Genomic DNA, 19,319 nt, shown 5'->3' on the forward strand with positions numbered 1-19,319 from the left:
GCAAGTGGGTACAACTTCACTCTCGACGTGCGGGATTAACCATCGATTAATGTTTAGCTGGCTGACAAAACCTTCATCCAAGCTGTTGGCGATACGGCAGGTCCGGCCCGGTCTTGGTGCAGGTCAACGCCGCGGCGCGGATGGCAAAGCCCAGCATGGCGTCGATCTGCGCACGCGTGAGCTGTTGCAGGCCTTCCACTGAATCCAGTTGCTGCTCGGTCAACCAGGCAATCAACGCGGCCTGGAAGGTATCACCGGCGCCCACCGTGTCGGCCATCACCACCTTGACCGCCGGTGCAGACCAGTGGCCATGCTGGCGGCTGTAGACGCTGGCGCCCTCGCCACCACGGGTCAGGAAAACCAGTTGGCAACGGTGTTGCAGCCAGCCCTGCAGCACGCTTTCCGGCGACTGGTCGGGGTAGAGCAGGTGCAGGTCTTCGTCGCTGACCTTGATCAGGTCGGCATGCTTGACCAGTTCCGCTACGCGGTTGCGCCACAGCTGGATATCGGGCTGCGGGTTGAGCCGCACGTTGGGGTCGAGGCTGATCATGCGCTTGCCGCTTTCGCGCTTGACCAAACTCAGCAGGGTGTCGCCGATCGGTTGCACCACCAGCGAAAACGAGCCGATATGCAGGCCGCGAATGTCAGCCCCCAGCGCGGGCAGGTGGTCGATTTCCAGCAGGCGGTCGGCGCAGCCTTCGCCACGGAAGTTGTACTGCGGTGAACCATTGGCACCCACGGCGACCATCGACAAGGTGGTCGGCGCGGCGAATTCCACCAGGAACTGCTCGCTGACACCTTCGTCCTTGAGCACCTGCAACAAGCGACGGCCAAGGAAGTCGGTGGACACACCGCCGAACAATCCGGCGTCGATGCCCAGGCGACGCAAGCCCACCGCGACGTTGAACGGCGAACCGCCGGCAATCGCCTTGTAATTGACCTTGGAAGCCTGCCCGCTGGCGTCTTCCTCGCTGAAGAAATCAAACAGCGCTTCACCACACACCAGATACATAGTCGTTCGCTCTTAAAGGGTTGCCACGTGCTGTTGATAGCGCTCGTAAGCCTGTTGATAGGCGCTGACGCTGGCTGCCACCGGCAGGGTCCGGCTGGCCGGGTCGACGCTCACGCATTTGTCGCACAGGCTGGCCAGGGATTCGCCGGACTGGCTCCACGCCGCCTGGATCGCCGCGCCCAGGGCAGCGGCTTCGCTTTGTTCGGTGCAGATCACTTCGGTGTTCATGATATCGGCAACCATCTGCCGCCATACCGGGCTTTTCGAGCCACCGCCGATCAAACGGATGCTCTGGCTTTGCAGGCCGGTCTGGCGCAGCAGGTCGAGGCCGTAGCGCAGGCCGAAGGTGGTGCCTTCGACCACCGCACGGCACAGGTTGGCGCGGGTCAGGTTGGTCATGGTCAGGCCGTGCAGGCTGCCGGTCGCGTGGGGCAGGGCAGGCACGCGTTCGCCGTTGAGGAACGGCAGCATGCTCACGCCGTCGGCGCCGATGGGCGCCTGTTCGACCAGGGTGTTGAACGCGGCCAGGTCGAGGTCGAACAGCTCGCGGATCACCCCGGTGGCGTTGGTCAGGTTCATGGTGCAGATCAGTGGCAGCCAGCCGCCGCTGGACGAGCAGAACGTCGCGACCGACGCCTGCGGGCTGACGTTGGGCTGGTCGGCAAACGCACACACAGTGCCCGATGAGCCCAGGCTCATGGTGATCACGCCGGGGGCAATGTTGCCGGTGCCGATGGCGCCCATCATGTTGTCGCCGCCGCCGCTGGCGACGATAGCGTTCGGGTTGATGCCCAAGCGTTCGGCGATGGCGGGCAGGATGCTGCCGACCGCCTGATCGGCCTCAATCAACGGCGGCAAGGCCTGTTCCAGGCGACCGCTCGGATCGATGTGCTTGAGCAGTGCCACGTCCCACTCACGGCTGCGCACATTGAAATAGCCGGTGCCCGAGGCATCGCCGTATTCCGCCACGGCGCGACCGGTGAGCCAATAGTTGAGGTAATCGTGGGGCAGCAGGATATGCGCGATGCGCGCGAAAATGTCCGGGTGCTGCTCGCGGGTCCAAAGCAGCTTGGACACGGTGTAGCCCGGCGCAATCGCTACGCCGAGGCGTTCCAATGAGCCGCTTTCGCCGCCGAGGTAGGCCAGCAGGCGGTCGTTCTCGGCGGCGGTTTCGGTGTCGCACCACAGTTTGGCCGGGCGCAATACCGCGCCGTGCTCGTCCAGTAGCACCAGGCCGTGCTGTTGGCCGGATACGCCGATGCCAAGGATGTCCTGACCGTCCACACCGGCTTGTTGCAGGGCGCGGTGGGTGGCTTCGGTGAAGGCGTCCAGCCATTCCTGGGTGTGCTGTTCGCGACGGCCATTGGCGCCGCTGATCAGGGTGTGGCTGGCGGCGCCCAGGCCCAGGACTTTGCCGCTGGAGGCGTCGAGGACGATGGCCTTGGTGCCTTGGGTGCCGCAGTCGATGCCGAGGTACAGGTTTTGCTGGGTCATGAGGGTGTGCTCAGCAGTTTATTGTTCGAGTTGGCAATGCATTCCAATGTGGGAGGGGGCTTGCCCCCTCCCACATTGCTAAGCCGGTTTCTTCAGGAGTTGCTGCAGTGTTTTGGTGACGCCGTTATCGCGCAGGCTTGCATAGCACCGCTCGAACGCTGCCACAAACTCAGGCGAATTGGGAATAGCCGTACCGAAAATTTCCTCCACCCCCAACAGCCGCTTGCTGATCAACGCCTCATCACTCACCAGCCCCTGGCAAAACGCGGCACGCGGATCCGGGATCGTGTAGCGCACGCCGTTCTCATCCACACCCTTCAAATACAACGCCCACGCCGCTACCACCAGCGCCGCGCGCTCGGTCTCGCGCCCATCCGCAATCAGGCGATTGATCGTCGGCACGGTGAACTTGGGAAACTTCGACGAACCGTCCGAGCACACCCGCTCCAACTGGTCGGCAATCGCCTGGTTGGAGAAGCGGTCCACCAGCGTTTGCTTGTACTCGGTCAAGTCGATACCCGGCACCGGCGCCAGGTTCGGCGTGACGTCCAGGTCCATATACGCCCGCATATACGCCACGAACACCGCATCGTTCATGGTCTCGTGCACGAACCGATAGCCCTTGAGAAAGCCCAGGTAGGTCAGGGCCAGATGGCTGCCATTGAGCAGGCCGATCTTCATCTCTTCATAGGGCGTGACGTCATGGGTGAACTGCACGCCGACTTTTTCCCAGGCCGGGCGACCGTTGACGAATGTGTCTTCCAGCACCCATTGCACAAAGGGTTCGCACACCACCGGCCAGGCATCGTCGATCGCGTGCTCGTCGTGCAGTTGCTGGCGATGGGCGGTGCTGGTCATCGGTGTGATGCGGTCGACCATGGCGTTCGGGAAGCTCACGTTGGCCTTGATCCAGTCATGCAGTTCGGCGTTGTGCAGGGCGGCGAAGGCCAGCAGTGCCTTGCGCGTCACGGCGCCGTTGTGCGGCAGGTTATCGCAGGACATCACGGTGAAGGCCGGGATGCCGTTGGCGCGGCGTTGGGTCAGGGCGGCGCAGATGAAACCGAACACGGTTTTCGGCGCGCTCGGGTGGGCCAGGTCGTGCTGGATCTGCGGCAGGTGGGCCATGAACTCGCCGTTGCTGTCGTCGATGCAGTAGCCGCCTTCGGTGATGGTCAATGACACAATACGGATGGCCGGGCTGGCGAGTTTATCGATCAGCGCCTGGGCGCCGTCTTCGGCCAGCAGCATGTCGCTGATCGAGCCGATCACGCGCACTTCGGTGTCGTCGGTATCGCCCAGTTCATACAGGGTGAACAGGTAGTCCTGGCCGGCCAGGTCGTCGCGGGCCTTGCGGTCTTCAGCGCGCAGGCCGACGCCGCAAATGCTCCAGTCCAGGCCTTCGCCGGTATTCATCAGTGCATCGGTGTAATACGCCTGGTGCGCGCGATGGAAACCGCCGACACCAATATGAGCGATGCCTTGGGTGGTGCTGGCAATGGCGTAGGCCGGCAGTTTTACTTCCGGCGCCAACTGCGTGAGGGTGTGTTTATTCAGCTTCATAACGTCATACTCGCGATATCAGGCGGCGGCGCGCAGTGGGCGGGCCACGGCCACGCCGTCGGTGTCGAACAGATGGCAGTGCGCCGGGTCCAGGTGCAGGTGCAACGTCTCGCCATACTGGCTGGCCATGTCGCCGCGAATCCGCATGGTCAACGGTTCGCCGGTGGCGGTGATGACGTGGCAGAAGGTGTCGCTGCCCAGGCGTTCACCGACATCGGCGGTGACGGTCAGGGTGTTCTGAGCTACTGAGCCAGAGGCGTCGGCGATTTCCAGGTGCTCCGGGCGAATGCCGAGCGTGACGGCACTGCCCACGCTCAGGGTTGCGCCGCTCAAAGGCAGGCTGATGGTGGTGCCGGCGTCCAGTTGCACTTCGCAACCCTGGCCCTCGACACGGGTGACTTTGCCCTTGAGGAAGCCCATCTTCGGCGTGCCGAGAAAGCCCGCCACAAACAGGTTGGCCGGTTGGTGATACAGCTCCAGCGGCGAGCCGACCTGCTCGATACGGCCACTGTTCAACACCACCACTTTGTCGGCCAGGGTCATGGCTTCGACCTGGTCGTGGGTCACGTAGATCATGGTCGCCTGCAACTCTTTATGCAGGCGCGACAGCTCCAGGCGCATCTGCACCCGCAGGGCGGCGTCGAGGTTGGACAGCGGTTCGTCAAACAGGAAGATTTTCGGGTTGCGCACAATCGCGCGGCCGATCGCCACACGCTGGCGCTGGCCGCCGGACAGTTGCTTGGGCTTACGCTCCAGCAGCGGGCCCAGCTCGAGGATGCGCGCCGCTTCGCTGACCTTGCTTTCCACCAGCTTCTTGTCGACGCCGGCCAGGTCCAGGGCAAACGACATGTTCTTGCGCACGCTCATGTGCGGGTAGAGCGCGTAGGTCTGGAACACCATCGCCAAGTCACGCTTGGCCGGGGTCACTTCGGTGATGTCGCGGCCATCCAGTTCGATGGTGCCTTCGCTGACTTCCTCCAGGCCCGCGATCAGGCGCAGCAGCGTGGATTTACCGCAGCCCGACGGGCCGACGAACACCACGAATTCCTTGTCGTTCACTTCCAGGTCGATGCCTTTGATGATCGAGAAGCCTTCGAAGCCTTTTTGCAGATTCTTGATTTTCAGGTTGGCCATGATGGGCCTCCACGTACAGAATTTTTATAAGAAACCGTTACTTCACGGCGCCGAAGGACAAACCGCGCACCAGCTGTTTCTGGCTGATCCAGCCAAAGATCAGGATCGGCGCGCAGGCCAGGGTCGAAACGGCGGACAATTTGGCCCAGAACAACCCTTCGGGGCTGGAGTAGGAGGCGATCAACGCGGTCAACGGCGCAGCGGTGGATGAGGTCAAGTTCAGCGACCAGAACGCCTCGTTCCAGCACAGGATCAGCGACAGCAACACGGTGGACGCCAGGCCGCCCTTGGCGATCGGCAGCAGCACGCGGACCATTTCCTGCCACAGCGTGGCGCCATCCAGGCGGGCGGCTTCAAGGATGTCCTTGGGGATGTCCTTGAAGTAGGTGTAAACCATCCAAACCACAATCGGCAGGTTGATCAGGGTGTAGATGATGATCAGCGCAATGCGCGTGTCCAGCAGGCCGAAGCTCTTGGCTAGCAGGTAGATCGGCATCAGCACGCCCACCGGCGGCAGCATCTTGGTGGAGAGCATCCACAGCAGCGTGCCCTTGGTGCGCTGGGTCTCATAGAACGCCATGGAGTAGGCGGCCGGCACCGAGATCAGCAGGCACAGGGCGGTGGCGCTGAAGGAAATCAGCACCGAGTTCCACGCATAGCTGAAGTAGTTGCTGCGTTCGTTGATGTGCAGGTAGTTCTCCAGCGTCGGCGTGAAGATGAACTGCGGCGGCGTAGCGAATGCGTCGATTTCGGTCTTGAAGCTGGTCAGCACCATCCAGAAGATCGGGAAGAAGATCAGGATCGCGATGGCCCAGGCCAACGTGCCGAGCAACAGGCTTTGCAGGCGGCGGGATTGTTGAAGCGTCATGGCGCGGCCCTCAAGGCTTGTCAGTCAGGTTTTTGCCGATCATCCGCACCAGGATGATCGCCGCGATATTGGCGATGACCACGGCAATCAAGCCGCCGGCCGAGGCCATGCCCACGTCGAACTGCACCAGCGCCTGGTTGTAGATCAGGTAGGCGAGGTTGGTCGAGGCGTAACCGGGGCCACCGTTGGTGGTGGTGAAGATTTCGGCGAACACCGAGAGCAGGAAGATCGTCTCGATCATCACCACCACGGCAATCGGGCGGGCCAGGTGGGGCAGGGTCAGGTGCCAGAAGATCGCGATGGCGCCGGCACCGTCCAGGCGCGCGGCTTCCTTTTGTTCCTGGTCGAGGGACTGCATGGCGGTCATCAACAGCAGGATCGCAAAGGGCAGCCATTGCCACGACACAATGATGATGATCGACAGCAGCGGGTAGTGTGCCAGCCAGTCCACGGGCTCTGCGCCGAAGAACTTCCACACGGCGGCGAGAATCCCCGACACCGGGTGGAAAATCAGGTTCTTCCAGATCAGCGCGCCGACGGTGGGCATGATGAAGAACGGCGAGATCAACAACACCCGCACCAGGCCGCGGCCGAAGAACTCACTGGCCTCCAGCAGGGCGCTGATCAACACGCCGAACACCACACTGATCAGCAGCACGCTGCCCACCAGCAACAGGGTGTTGGTGGCGCCGGGCAGGAAGCCCGAGTCGGTGACGAAGTAGGTGAAGTTCTCCAGCCCCACGAATTGGTTTTCACCGGGGTAGAGCAGGTTGTAGCGAATCAGCGAGAAGTACAGGGTCATGCCCAGGGGCACGATCATCCACAGCAGCAGCAAGGCCACCGAGGGGCTGACGAGGAACCAGCCGGGGTTGGCCAGGCGGTTTTTGGCGGGTGTATTCATGGTATTCACGACCGGTACAGAGCAAGAATCGGAGTGCGGTCAGTGTGGGAGGGGGCTTGCCCCCGATAGCGGTGTGTCAGTCACAAAATCATCAACTGGTAGATTGCTATCGGGGGCAAGCCCCCTCCCACATTTGACTGTGGGTGGGTCTGGGTTATTTGGGGTAACCCGCCCGCTTCATTTCACGCTCGGTGGTGGTCTGCGCGGCGGCCAAGGCTTGGTCCACCGTCTGCTGGCCGGTCAGCGCGCCGGAGAAGAACTTGCCGACCTGAGTACCAATGGCCTGGAATTCAGGAATGGTCACCAACTGGATACCGATATACGGCACCGGCTTGAGCGTCGGCTTGGTCGGGTCCGCGACTTTCAGCGATTCGAGGGTCACCTTGGCAAACGGCGCGGCCTTCATGTACTCGTCGCTGTAGGTCGACTTGCGCGTGCCTGGCGGAACGTTGGCAACGCCGTCGGTCTTGGCGACCAAGGCGCCATATTCCTTGGAAGTGGCCCAACTGGTGAACACCTTGGCGGCGTCCTTGGCTTTGGAACTGGTCGGAATTGCCAGGCTCCAGGAGTACAGCCACGAGGTTCCTTTGTCGGTCTTCTCGTGAGGGGCAAAGGTAAAGCCAACATGGTCAGCCACTTTGCTCTGGGTCTTGTCGGTGACGAACGAGCCGGCCACGCTGGCATCGACCCAGATGGCGCACTTGCCGCTGTTGAACAGCGCCAGGTTTTCGTTGAAACCGTTGCTGGAAGCCCCCGGCGGGCCGGATTTCTTCATGTTGTCGACGTAGAAGTTCAGCGCGTCCTTCCATTCAGGGCCGCTGAATTCAGGTTGCCACTTTTCATCGAACCAGCGCGCACCGTAGCCGTTGGCCAGGGTGGTGATCAGCGCCATGTTCTCACCCCAACCGGCTTTGCCGCGCAGGCACAGGCCGTATTGCTCTTTGCTCTTGTCGGTGAGTTTGGACGCGAATTCGCCGATCTGAGTCCAGGTCGGGTGCTCGGGCATGGTCAGCCCGGCGTCCTTGAACAGGTCGGTGCGGTAGTAGGTGATCGAGCTTTCGGCGTAGAACGGCAGGGCGTACAGCGAACCCTTGACTGACAAACCGTCACGCACCGAAGGGAATACATCGTCGAGGTCGTAGGACGCAGGCAGGTCCTTCATCGGCTCCAGCCAACCTTTGGCGCCCCAGAGTGCTGCTTCGTACATGCCGATGGTCAATACATCGAACTGCCCGCCCTGGGTAGCGATGTCGGTGGTCAGGCGCTGGCGCAACACGTTTTCTTCGAGCACCACCCAGTTCAGCTTGATCTCCGGATGCTCAGCCTCGAAGGTTTTCGAGAGCTTTTGCATGCGGATCATGTCGCTGTTGTTGACGGTGGCAATGGTCAGGGTCTGCGCGCCAAAGCTGACGGCGCTGAGGGTCATGCAGGTGGTCATGCAGGTAGAGACAAGCAGTGCTTTTGCTGTGAACTTCATCGCGCACTCCATTTCCGCGCCCAGGGGGCTACAGAAGGACAGTTATTGTTGTTGTGTCTTCCTACAGGTCGTCAGGAAGAGTGTGCGTTGATTACAGCCTTCAAATGGGGTTATGACAAATCCTTGGGCGCACTGGGACTGATACTTTTTTGCACTCGTTCACACAGCAGCTGAAACCATTAAGCCAAGTTCTGCTCGGTCAAGCGCTGCACCGCCAGGCGCCGGTAGTGGGAAGGGGTCATGCCTTTAAGCTGTTGAAAACGCCGGTTGAAGTTGGAGATGTTGTTGAAGCCCGATTCAAAGCACACATCGGTCACGGCTTTATCACCATCGGCCAACAGCTCACACGACTTGCTGATGCGCAGCCGATTGACGAATTCGATAAACGTGCGCCCGGTGGCCTGTTTAAACACCCGTGAGAAATAGGTGGGCTTCATCCCCAGGTATTCCGCAACCTCTTCAAGGGACAGCTCACGCGCGTAGTGGGCAAAGATGTAGTCCACCGCGCGGTTGGTGCGGTCGATACTGTGCTCGTCGGCCAACTGCGGTGTCGTCACCCCTGAAAGCAACTGGTAGTCCTCACACGCACTCAGCACTTCCAGCAGGATAAAGAAGTGCCCCAGGCGCGCCATGCCCTGGGCGTCTTCGATGCGCTGCATCAGGGTCATGGCCTGGGCGATGGTCTTCTTGCAGCGGAACTCGATGCCGTATTGCGCGCGCTCCAGCAACGGCGCCAGGCTCTTGAGTTCGGCGAAGATGTGGCTGCCTTGCTCGAACAGCTCATCGGTGAAGTTCACCAGCATGTCGCGCTTGGGCACCACCTCGTCTTCCTCCACCTGGCTGATCCAGTTGTGGGGCAGGTTGGGACCGGTGAGGAACAGGCTTTCCGGGTAGAAGTTACCGATATAGTCGCCGATGAACACCTTGCCGGAACTGGCGACGATCAGGTGCAGCTCGTATTCCTTGTGAAAGTGCCAGCGCACCAGCGGGCAGGGGAAACCGTGCTGGCGATAGATGATGGACAGGCCGTTGTGGTCGTCCATCAGCTCGTAGGAAGGGTCGGTGATGCGCGTTGCTCGGGTCATGCTGCCGTCGCTTTATTGTGGTTGCTGCGTAGGATAATGCCCCCTCGCGCGCGACCTCGCCAGCGCCGCTGTTTATACCAAACGGTTTTTCGCCTCGATCCACTGGGACATGTACTGCGTACTTTTATGCGCGTGGTGGCGCAGCATGCTGCCGGTGAAGTTGTCGCGACGGTGGTCTGCGAGGTGGCGACGGCAGTGTTCCAGGCACGCCACCAGCGCCGGTCCGTGAACAGCCTGGTCGTAGCGGCGGCCCAGCAGTTGGCGCCCGTCTTCCTGGGCCTGGTTCCAGCGCTCGCGGTCCTGGTAAAGCGCTACGGCAGCGGCGGCGAGGGCCGGCGCGCTGTGTTCGATCACGCCCGGCCATGGCTGTTCATCACCCATGGCCTCGGCGCCGATGGGCGTGGTGATATTCGGTGTGCCGCAGAGCATCGCATCCGCCAGCTTGCCCTTGATGCCGGCGCCGAAACGCAGGGGCGCCAGGCAGATACGCGCGGCAGTCATTACCTGCAAGGCGTCTTCGGCCCAGTTCATCACATGAAAACCCTGCGTCGGGTTGTGTAAGGCCGTGGCCTTGGGCGGGGTGTAGGCGCCATAGAGGTGCAACTGCGCCCCCGGCAATTGCTGGCGGATCAGCGGCCACAGGCTGTTTTTCATCCACAGCACCGCGTCCCAGTTGGGCGCGTGGCGGAAGTTGCCGATGCTGAGAAAGTGCGCACGCTCTTCAAACGGCGCGAAGGCTGCGGTCGGCGGTTCCAGCATCAGCGGGCACCAGTGGAGCAGGGCGGCCGGGACCTTGAAGTGCTCGGTGAGCAGGCGGATTTCCACGTCGGAGATCATCAGGCTGATGTCGCAACGGTAAATCGCGGCGATTTCGCGCTTGGCCAGGTCGGATTCGGCCATCAAGTGGAATTCCTCCTGCAACGCCGGGGAAAATAGCGCGCTGAAGTCGTCGCTGTCGGGGTGGGCCTTCAGGTGATCCTTGAAGCGCTGGTGACGTGCATCGCGCAGGCTTTGCAGGTCGGAGGTTTCCAATACGCGCAGGGCGTCGGGGCAACATTTCTCGACACGCCAACCGAACTGTTCTTCCATCATGAAGCGGTCGAACAGCACGATATCCGGGGCCAGTTCGCGGATAAAATCATCGAAACTGCTGTTATTGAGCGCGATGGCGCATTCGGCGATGCCCAGCGCAGGCAAGTCGGCCTTGTGCTCGCCGAGGGTTGCGGGGCTGCTGAAGGTGATGTCCCAACCTTGCTTAAGAAAACTTTCAAGAATTTGCATCATATGCCCGCCTGCGGCCGAGGAACGCGGTTCCGGCCAGACATAACCAATGACCAGGACTTTGGTGGCAGGCTGATTCATCAACAACAGGTTCCTTGAAGGGCAGGGCGGAAGGCGCGCAATTAAACCATAACCGGCGACATGACAATTTATGTCTAGCGGTAGGTAGCCATCGCACTTTGTGGTTAACTTCCGCTTCTCGAATTCGTTTTATCAAACCCAGCATAAGGATTCTGTTCATGGCCCAAGTCACCCTTCGTGGTAACCCCGTCCAGGTTGAAGGCGAACTGCCGAAAACCGGTTCCACCGCCCCTGAGTTCAGCCTTGTCGCTGTCGACCTGTCGGAAGCTTCCCTGGAAACGTTCGCCGGCAAGCGCAAAGTACTGAACATCTTCCCAAGCGTTGATACCCCGACCTGCGCCACCTCGGTACGCAAGTTCAACGCCCAGGCCAACGACGTGAGCAACACTGTCGTGCTGTGCATCTCGTCTGACCTGCCGTTCGCCCAGAAGCGTTTCTGCGGCACCGAAGGCCTGGACAACGTGCTGAGCCTGTCGGACTTCCGCAACGCCGACTTCGCTGTTGACTACGGTGTGTCTCTCGCCGACGGCCCATTGCAAGGCCTGACCGCCCGTGCCGTCGTGGTATTGGACGAAAACAACAACGTGCTGCACAGCGAACTGGTCAGCGAAATCGGCCAGGAGCCGAACTACGAAGCAGCCCTGGCTGTTTTGAAGTAACTGTTTCGGTACGTTACTGCCGTTTTGCAGTAACACGCTTGCTGCATAATTGCGGCCTGGCCTAGTCCAGGCCGTTTTTATTTGTGCCTCAGGGGCTTAGCGAAATAGCGAACGGACTAAGCCCAGAAGTTAAAAGTTGTAAGCCCAAGGTAAATAGCCGGTAAAGGCGCTTTTCTTAATGCGCCCCAGTGCTTATCTTTCAGCCTCCCAAAGAAGAAGCTCTCGCGCCCAATGGTTGATCAATCCATGCAATCCTCCCCCCGTAAGTCCCGCCGCTGGCTGTTTGGCCTGCTCGTGCTGCTGGTTATCGCCGGCCTGTGCTGGAAATTCTGGCCCGGCAGCCACAAGGAGGGTGCCGAGCAGAAGCCCGCCGGGCATGCCGGCAAGTCGGGGATGATGCGCCCGGGTTTCGGTGGCTCCACCGGCCCGGTGCCGGTGCGCGTGGCACCGGCGGTGCTGGGGGAGTTTCCGGTCTACTACAAGGCACTGGGCACGGTCACCGCGCTCAACACCATCAATGTGCGCAGCCGGGTGGGCGGCGAGCTGGTGAAGATCGCCTTTGAAGAAGGCCAGATGGTCAAAGCCGGCGACCTGCTCGCCGAGATCGACCCGCGCAGCTACCAGAATGCTCTGCTCCAGGCCCAGGGCACGTTGATGCAGAACCAGGCCCAGCTGAAAAACGCCCAGGTCGACGTCCAGCGTTATCGCGACCTGTACGCCCAGGACAGTATCGCCAAGCAGACCCTCGACACCGCCGAAGCGCTGGTGCTGCAATACCAGGGCACGGTCAAGACCAACCAGGGCGCGGTGGATGACGCCAAGCTCAACCTCGAATTCACCAAGATCCGCGCACCGATCAGTGGCCGCGTGGGCCTGCGCCAGGTGGACGTGGGCAACCTGGTGGCGGCCAACGACACCACCTTCCTCGCGGTGATCACCCAGACCCAGCCGATCAGCGTGGCCTTCACCCTGCCGGAGAACACCCTGGAAACCGTGCTCGCCCGCTACCACGCCGGCAATAAGCTGCCCGTGGAAGCCTGGGACCGTGGCGACGTGAAAAAACAGGCCACTGGCGTGCTGCAGAGCCTGGACAACCAGATCGACGTCACCACCGGCACCCTGAAATTCAAAGCCCGTTTCGATAACAAGGACCAGGCGCTGTTCCCCAACCAGTTCGTCAATGTGCACCTGCTGGCCGACACCCTGCATGACGTGGTGCTGGCACCCTCGGCGGCGATCCAGTTCGGCAACACCGGCACCTTCGTCTACGTGCTCGACGGTGACAAGAAGGTCAAGGTGCAACCGCTGGTGGTGGGAGACACCGACGGCGACAACACCGTGATCAAAGAGGGCCTCAAGGCTGGCGATCGGGTGGTGCTGGAAGGCACCGACCGCCTCAAGGACGGCAGCGAGATCGAAGTGGTCAACGACAGCAGCGAAGTGCCGACCACCCCGACCGAACACCTGCAAGGCAAGCCTGCGGCTAAAGGGGAGACCGGCAGCACCGCCGGCAAGGCGCAAAAGGTCGGTTCATGAACCTGTCGCGGCTGTTTATCCTTCGCCCGGTCGCCACCACGCTGAGCATGCTGGCCATTGTCCTGGCCGGCATCATTTCGTACCGCTTGCTGCCGGTATCGGCCTTGCCCCAGGTGGATTACCCGACCATCCGGGTGATGACCCTGTACCCCGGCGCCAGCCCGGATGTGATGACCAGTGCGGTCACCGCGCCGCTGGAACGCCAATTCGGGCAAATGCCTGGCCTCACGCAGATGGCGTCCACCAGCTCCGGCGGCGCGTCGGTGCTGACCCTGCGTTTCAACCTCGACATCAATATGGATGTCGCCGAGCAGCAGGTGCAGGCTGCGATCAACGCTGCCACCAACCTGCTGCCCAAGGACCTGCCGGCGCCGCCGGTGTACAACAAGGTCAACCCGGCGGACACCCCGGTGCTGACCTTGGCAATCACCTCCAAGACCATGCTGCTGCCCAAGCTCAATGACCTGGTCGATACGCGCATGGCGCAGAAAATCGCGCAGATCAGCGGCGTCGGCATGGTCAGCATCGCCGGTGGCCAGCGCCAGGCCGTGCGCATCAAGGTCAACCCCGAGGCCCTGGCGGCCAACGGCCTGAACCTGTCGGACGTGCGCACCCTGATCGCCGCCTCCAACGTCAACCAGCCCAAGGGCAACTTCGACGGCCCGACGCGGGTGTCGATGCTCGACGCCAACGACCAGTTGGTGTCGCCCCAGCAATACGCCGAATTGATCCTGGCCTACAACAATGGCGCGCCGCTGCGCCTTAAAGACGTGGCACAGATCGTCGACGGTGCCGAAAACGAACGCCTCGCTGCCTGGGCCAACGAAAACCAGGCCGTGCTGCTGAATATCCAGCGCCAGCCGGGGGCCAACGTGATCGAGGTGGTGGACCGTATCAAGGCATTGCTGCCGAGTATCACCGATAACTTGCCGGCTGGCCTCGACGTGACGGTGCTGACCGACCGCACCCAGACCATCCGCGCCTCGGTAAAAGACGTGCAGCACGAATTGCTCATCGCCATTGCCCTGGTGGTGATGGTGACTTTCCTGTTCCTGCGTCGGGTCAGCGCCACGATCATTCCCTCGATTGCCGTGCCGTTGTCGCTGGTGGGCACCTTTGGCGTGATGTACCTGGCGGGTTTCTCCATCAATAACCTGACGCTGATGGCCCTGACCATCGCCACCGGGTTTGTGGTGGACGACGCCATCGTGATGCTGGAGAACATCTCCCGTTACATCGAAGAAGGCGAAACGCCGCTGGCCGCCGCGCTCAAGGGCGCCAAGCAGATCGGCTTCACCCTGATTTCCCTGACGCTGTCGCTGATCGCGGTGCTGATCCCGCTGTTGTTCATGGCCGACGTCGTGGGGCGGCTGTTTCGCGAATTCGCCATCACCCTGGCGGTGGCGATCCTGATCTCCCTGGTGGTGTCCCTGACCCTCACGCCGATGATGTGCGCGCGGTTGCTCAAGCGTGAACCCAAGATCGAGGAGCAGAGCCGCTTCTACAAGGCCAGCGGCGCCTGGATCGATTGGCTGATCGCGCGTTACGGGAGCATGTTGCAGTGGGTGCTCAAGCACCAGCCGCTGACCCTGCTGGTGGCCATTGCCACGCTGGGCCTGACCGTATGCCTGTACCTGGTGGTGCCCAAGGGCTTCTTCCCGGTGCAGGACACCGGGGTGATCCAGGGCATTTCCGAAGCGCCGCAGTCGATTTCGTTCGCGGCCATGAGCCAGCGCCAGCAACAGTTGGCCAAGATCATCCTGGCCGACCCGGCGGTGGAAAGCCTGTCGTCCTATATTGGCGTGGATGGCGATAACGCCACCCTCAACAGCGGGCGCTTGCTGATCAACCTCAAGGCCCACGGTCAGCGTGATCTGAGCGCAGCCCAGGTGATCACCCGCCTGCAGCCGGAAATCGACAAGCTGGTGGGCATCCGCCTGTTCATGCAGCCGGTGCAGGACCTGACCATCGAAGACCGCGTCAGCCGCACCCAGTACCAATTCAGCATGTCCTCACCGGATGCCGAGCTACTGGCGCTGTGGAGCGACAAGCTGGTCCACGCGTTGAGCCAGTTGCCCGAACTCACCGACGTGGCCAGCGACCTGCAGGACAAGGGCCTGCAGGTGTATTTGGTGATCGACCGCGATGCCGCCTCGCGGCTGGGCGTGAGCGTATCGACCATCACTGACGCGCTGTATGACGCCTTCGGCCAGCGGCAGATTTCCACCATCTACACCCAGGCCAGCCAGTACCGCGTGGTATTGCAGGCCCAATCCGGCGAAACCCTGGGGCCCGAGGCGCTGAACCAGATCCATGTGAAGACCACCGACGGCGGCCAGGTGCGTTTGTCCAGCCTGGCCCATGTGGAACAGCGCCAGGCCCAGTTGGCGATTGCGCACATCGGCCAGTTCCCGGCGGTGATGATGTCGTTCAACCTAGCCCCCGGCGTTGCGCTGGGCAAAGGCGTGGAGCTGATCAACCAGACCCAGAAAGACATCGGCATGCCGGTGGGTGTGCAGACCCAGTTCCAGGGCGCGGCCCAGGCGTTCGAGGCGTCGCTGTCGAGCACCTTGCTGCTGATCCTGGCGGCGGTGGTCACCATGTACATCGTGCTGGGTGTGCTCTACGAGAGCTATATCCACCCGATCACCATTCTCTCGACCTTGCCTTCGGCGGCGGTGGGGGCGTTGCTGGCCCTGCTGCTCAGTGGCAATGACCTGGGCATGATCGCGATCATCGGCATCATTCTGCTGATCGGTATCGTCAAGAAGAACGCGATCATGATGATCGACTTCGCCCTCGACGCCGAACGCAACCAGGGCCTCGACCCGCAGACCGCCATCTACCAGGCGGCGCTGCTGCGTTTCCGGCCGATCCTGATGACCACCCTGGCGGCGCTGTTTGGTGCGGTGCCCTTGATGTTGGCCACCGGTTCCGGCGCGGAATTGCGCCAACCGCTGGGTTTGGTGATGGTCGGCGGCTTGCTGGTAAGCCAGGTGTTGACGCTGTTCACCACCCCGGTGATCTACCTGTACTTCGACCGTCTTGGCCGCCGCTGGCGCAAAGAGCCACAAAGCCTGGAGCCGGTTGAGTCATGAACCTGTCCGGACCTTTCATCCGTCGGCCGGTAGCGACCATGCTGCTGAGCCTGGCGATCATGTTGCTGGGCGGTGTCAGCTTCAACCTGCTGCCGGTGTCGCCGCTGCCGCAGATCGACTTCCCGGTGATCGTGGTGTCGGCCAGCTTGCCCGGCGCCAGCCCCGAGGTGATGGCGTCTACCGTGGCCACGCCGCTGGAGCGCTCGTTCGGCGCGATTGCCGGCATTACCACCATGAGCAGTTCGTCGAGCCAGGGTTCCACCCGGGTGATCCTCGCGTTCGATTCCGACCGCGATATCAACGGCGCGGCGCGGGAAGTGCAGGCGGCGATCAACGCCTCGCGCAACCTGCTGCCCAGCGGTATGCGCAGCATGCCCACGTACAAGAAGATCAACCCGTCCCAGGCGCCGATCATGGTGCTGTCGCTCACCTCGGACGTGCTGCAGAAAGGCCAGCTGTACGACCTGGCCTCGACCATCCTCTCGCAAAGCCTGTCCCAGGTGCCGGGTGTAGGCGAAGTGCAGATCGGCGGCAGCTCCCTGCCGGCGGTGCGCATTGAGCTGGAGCCCAAGGCGCTCGATCAGTACGGCGTGGCCCTCGATGATGTACGCAACACCATCGCCAACGCCAACCAGCGGCGGCCCAAAGGCTCCCTGGAAGACAGCCAGCGTAACTGGCAGATCCAGGCCAACGACCAGTTGGAGAAAGCCAAGGACTACGAGCCGCTGCTGATTCGCTACCAGAACGGCGCAGCCCTTCGCCTGGGGGATGTCGCCAAGATCAGCGACGGCGTGGAAGACCGCTACAACAGCGGCTTCTTCAACAATGACTCGGCGGTGCTGCTGGTGATTAACCGCCAGTCCGGTGCCAACATCATCGAGACCGTCCGCCAGATCAAGGCACAACTGCCGGCGTTGCAGGCGGTGCTGCCGTCCAGCGTCAAGCTCAGCCTGGCGATGGACCGCTCGCCGGTGATCACCGCCACCTTGCACGAAGCCGAGATGACCCTGTTGATCGCGGTGGGGCTGGTGATCCTGGTGGTGTACCTGTTCCTGGGCAACTTCCGCGCTTCGTTGATCCCGACCCTGGCGGTGCCGGTGTCGCTGGTGGGCACGTTCGCGATCATGTACCTCTACGGTTTCTCGCTGAACAACTTCTCGCTGATGGCGCTGATCCTGGCCACCGGCCTGGTGGTGGACGATGCCATCGTGGTGCTGGAGAACATTTCCCGGCACATCGACGAAGGCGTGCCGCCGATGAAAGCGGCGTACCTGGGGGCCGAGGAAGTCGGCTTTACCCTGTTGTCGATGAACGTGTCGCTGGTGGCGGTGTTCCTGTCCATCCTGTTCATGGGCGGGATTGTCACCAACCTGTTTCGCGAGTTTTCCATCACTTTGTCGGCGGCGATCATTGTGTCGCTGATCGTCTCGTTGACCCTCACGCCGATGCTCTGCGCGCGCTGGCTCAAGCCGCATGTCAAAGACCGGATGACCGGTTTGCAGCGATGGAGCCAGAAGATCAACGACCGTATGGTCGCCGGCTACGCCACCAGCCTGGACTGGGTGCTGCGCCATCGTCGCCTGACCCTGCTCAGCCTGTTGCTGACCATTGGTATGAACGTGGCGTTGTACGTGGTGGTGCCGAAAACCTTCATGCCCCAGCAGGACACCGGCCAGTTGATCGGTTTTGTGCGCGGTGATGACGGGCTGTCGTTCAGCGTGATGCAGCCGAAGATGGAGACCTTTCGCCAGGCGGTGCTCAAGGACCCGGCGGTGCTCAGCGTGGCCGGCTTTATCGGCGGCAACAACGGCACTAACAACGCGGTGATGCTGGTGCGCCTTAAGCCTATCAGCGAACGCAAGATTTCCGCCCAGGCGGTGATCGAGCGCCTGCGCAAGGACGTGCCGCTGGTGCCGGGCGGTCGTCTGTTCCTGATGGCCGACCAGGACCTGCAATTTGGTGGCAGCCGCGACCAAACCAGCGCGCAGTATTCCTACATCCTGCAAAGCGGCGACCTCGCGGCACTGCGCCTGTGGTACCCGAAAGTGGTCGCCGCCTTGCGTGAGCTGCCGGAGCTCACCGCCATCGACGCCCGCGAAGGCCGGGGTGCGGCGCAGGTCACGCTGATTGTCGACCGCGACCAGGCCAAGCGTCTGGGCATCAACATGGACATGGTCACGGCGGTGCTTAACAACGCCTACAGCCAGCGGCAGATTTCCACCATTTACGACAGCCTCAACCAGTACCAAGTGGTGATGGAGGTCAATCCCAAGTACGCCCAGGACCCGATCACCCTCAACCAGATGCAGGTGATTACTTCCACGGGGGCACGGGTGCCGTTGTCGACCATTGCCCACTATGAGAACAGCCTGGCCGATGACCGCGTCAGCCACGAAGGCCAGTTCGCCTCGGAAAACATTGCCTTCGACATGGCGCCCGGCGTGACGGTGGAGCAGGGCACGGCCGCCATCGAGCGGGCGATTGCCAAAGTCGGGTTGCCGGAAGACGTGATCGCCAAGATGGCCGGCACCGCCGATGCCTTCGCGGCCACGCAGAAGGGCCAGCCGTTCATGATCCTCGGCGCGCTGGTGGCGGTGTACCTGGTGCTGGGCATTCTGTATGAAAGCTACATTCACCCGCTGACGATTCTCTCGACCCTGCCGTCGGCGGGGGTCGGCGCCATGCTCGCGATTTACCTGACAGGGGGCGAGTTCAGCCTGATTTCCTTGCTGGGCCTGTTTCTGTTGATCGGGGTGGTGAAAAAGAACGCGATCCTGATGATCGACCTGGCGTTGCAGTTGGAGCGCAACGACGCCCTGGGCCCGCTGGAATCGATCCGCAGCGCCTGCCTGTTGCGTTTGCGCCCGATCCTGATGACCACCCTGGCGGCCATCCTCGGCGCCTTGCCTTTGCTGCTGGGCACGGGCGATGGCGCGGAAATGCGTCGCCCCCTGGGCCTGACCATTATCGGCGGCCTGGTGTTCAGCCAGGTCTTGACCCTTTACACCACCCCGGTGGTTTACCTTTATCTCGACCGCGCGCGCCATCGCTTCAACGCCTGGCGCGGCGTGCGGACCGATGCTGCCCTGGACACTGCGCTATGACCGATCCAATCAACGCCCCCGTAGGCACC

General features: G+C 62.0%; 13 protein-coding genes. 4 read left to right on the forward strand and 9 right to left on the reverse strand.

Features of this window, described 5'->3' with window-relative positions:
• Positions 1-73: 73 nt before the first annotated feature.
• The 9 genes from BM403_RS24355 to BM403_RS24395 all read right to left on the reverse strand — a co-directional run bounded on the left by BM403_RS24355 (position 74) and on the right by BM403_RS24395 (position 10,893).
• Positions 74-1,012: a carbohydrate kinase family protein gene (locus BM403_RS24355; RefSeq protein WP_012723926.1), complete on the reverse strand. Its 939-nt coding sequence runs from the start codon at positions 1,010-1,012 to the stop codon at positions 74-76.
• Between the two features lie 12 nt (positions 1,013-1,024).
• Positions 1,025-2,506, reverse strand: a complete 1,482-nt coding sequence (gene xylB / locus BM403_RS24360) for a xylulokinase (RefSeq protein ID WP_093545388.1) — start codon at positions 2,504-2,506, stop codon at positions 1,025-1,027.
• 78 nt (positions 2,507-2,584) lie between these two features.
• The gene (locus BM403_RS24365) at positions 2,585-4,066 is read right to left on the reverse strand and encodes a mannitol dehydrogenase family protein (RefSeq protein ID WP_093545391.1); all 1,482 of its coding nucleotides are present in this window, start codon (positions 4,064-4,066) and stop codon (positions 2,585-2,587) included.
• 18 nt (positions 4,067-4,084) lie between these two features.
• Positions 4,085-5,200, reverse strand: coding sequence for an ABC transporter ATP-binding protein (locus tag BM403_RS24370; protein ID WP_012723929.1), 1,116 nt, complete (start codon positions 5,198-5,200; stop codon positions 4,085-4,087).
• A gap of 37 nt (positions 5,201-5,237) precedes the next feature.
• Positions 5,238-6,068, reverse strand: coding sequence for a carbohydrate ABC transporter permease (locus BM403_RS24375; RefSeq protein WP_012723930.1), 831 nt, complete (start codon positions 6,066-6,068; stop codon positions 5,238-5,240).
• A 10-nt stretch (positions 6,069-6,078) separates the two neighbouring features.
• Entirely contained in the window at positions 6,079-6,969 is an 891-nt protein-coding gene (locus BM403_RS24380) for a carbohydrate ABC transporter permease (protein ID WP_046033800.1), read from the reverse strand.
• Between the two features lie 154 nt (positions 6,970-7,123).
• Positions 7,124-8,407 (reverse strand): ABC transporter substrate-binding protein, encoded by a 1,284-nt coding sequence (locus BM403_RS24385; RefSeq protein WP_371914031.1) that lies wholly within the window; start codon positions 8,405-8,407, stop codon positions 7,124-7,126.
• 218 nt (positions 8,408-8,625) lie between these two features.
• Positions 8,626-9,531: an AraC family transcriptional regulator gene (locus BM403_RS24390; protein ID WP_012723933.1), complete on the reverse strand. Its 906-nt coding sequence runs from the start codon at positions 9,529-9,531 to the stop codon at positions 8,626-8,628.
• 72 nt (positions 9,532-9,603) lie between these two features.
• Complete coding sequence (locus BM403_RS24395; protein ID WP_093545398.1) at positions 9,604-10,893, reverse strand: glycosyltransferase; 1,290 nt, start codon at positions 10,891-10,893, stop codon at positions 9,604-9,606.
• Between the two features lie 158 nt (positions 10,894-11,051).
• Between BM403_RS24395 and tpx the strand changes: the two genes are divergently transcribed.
• From tpx to BM403_RS24415, 4 genes are all read left to right on the forward strand, one after another.
• Entirely contained in the window at positions 11,052-11,552 is a 501-nt protein-coding gene (gene tpx, locus BM403_RS24400) for a thiol peroxidase (RefSeq protein ID WP_012723935.1), read from the forward strand.
• Positions 11,553-11,783: 231 nt separating this feature from the next.
• A complete protein-coding gene (locus BM403_RS24405) occupies positions 11,784-13,088 on the forward strand; it encodes an MdtA/MuxA family multidrug efflux RND transporter periplasmic adaptor subunit (RefSeq protein WP_012723936.1) in 1,305 nt (434 codons plus the stop codon).
• Entirely contained in the window at positions 13,085-16,186 is a 3,102-nt protein-coding gene (locus tag BM403_RS24410) for an MdtB/MuxB family multidrug efflux RND transporter permease subunit (protein ID WP_046033802.1), read from the forward strand. Before BM403_RS24405 ends, BM403_RS24410 begins: the two co-directional genes overlap by 4 nt.
• Positions 16,183-19,290 (forward strand): efflux RND transporter permease subunit, encoded by a 3,108-nt coding sequence (locus tag BM403_RS24415; RefSeq protein ID WP_093545401.1) that lies wholly within the window; start codon positions 16,183-16,185, stop codon positions 19,288-19,290. The genes BM403_RS24410 and BM403_RS24415 overlap by 4 nt, the downstream gene beginning before the upstream one ends.
• Positions 19,291-19,319: the final 29 nt, after the last annotated feature.

The organism is Pseudomonas sp. OV546 (assembly GCF_900116845.1).
In the GTDB taxonomy this organism is placed as follows: Bacteria; Pseudomonadota; Gammaproteobacteria; order Pseudomonadales; family Pseudomonadaceae; genus Aquipseudomonas; species Aquipseudomonas petroselini.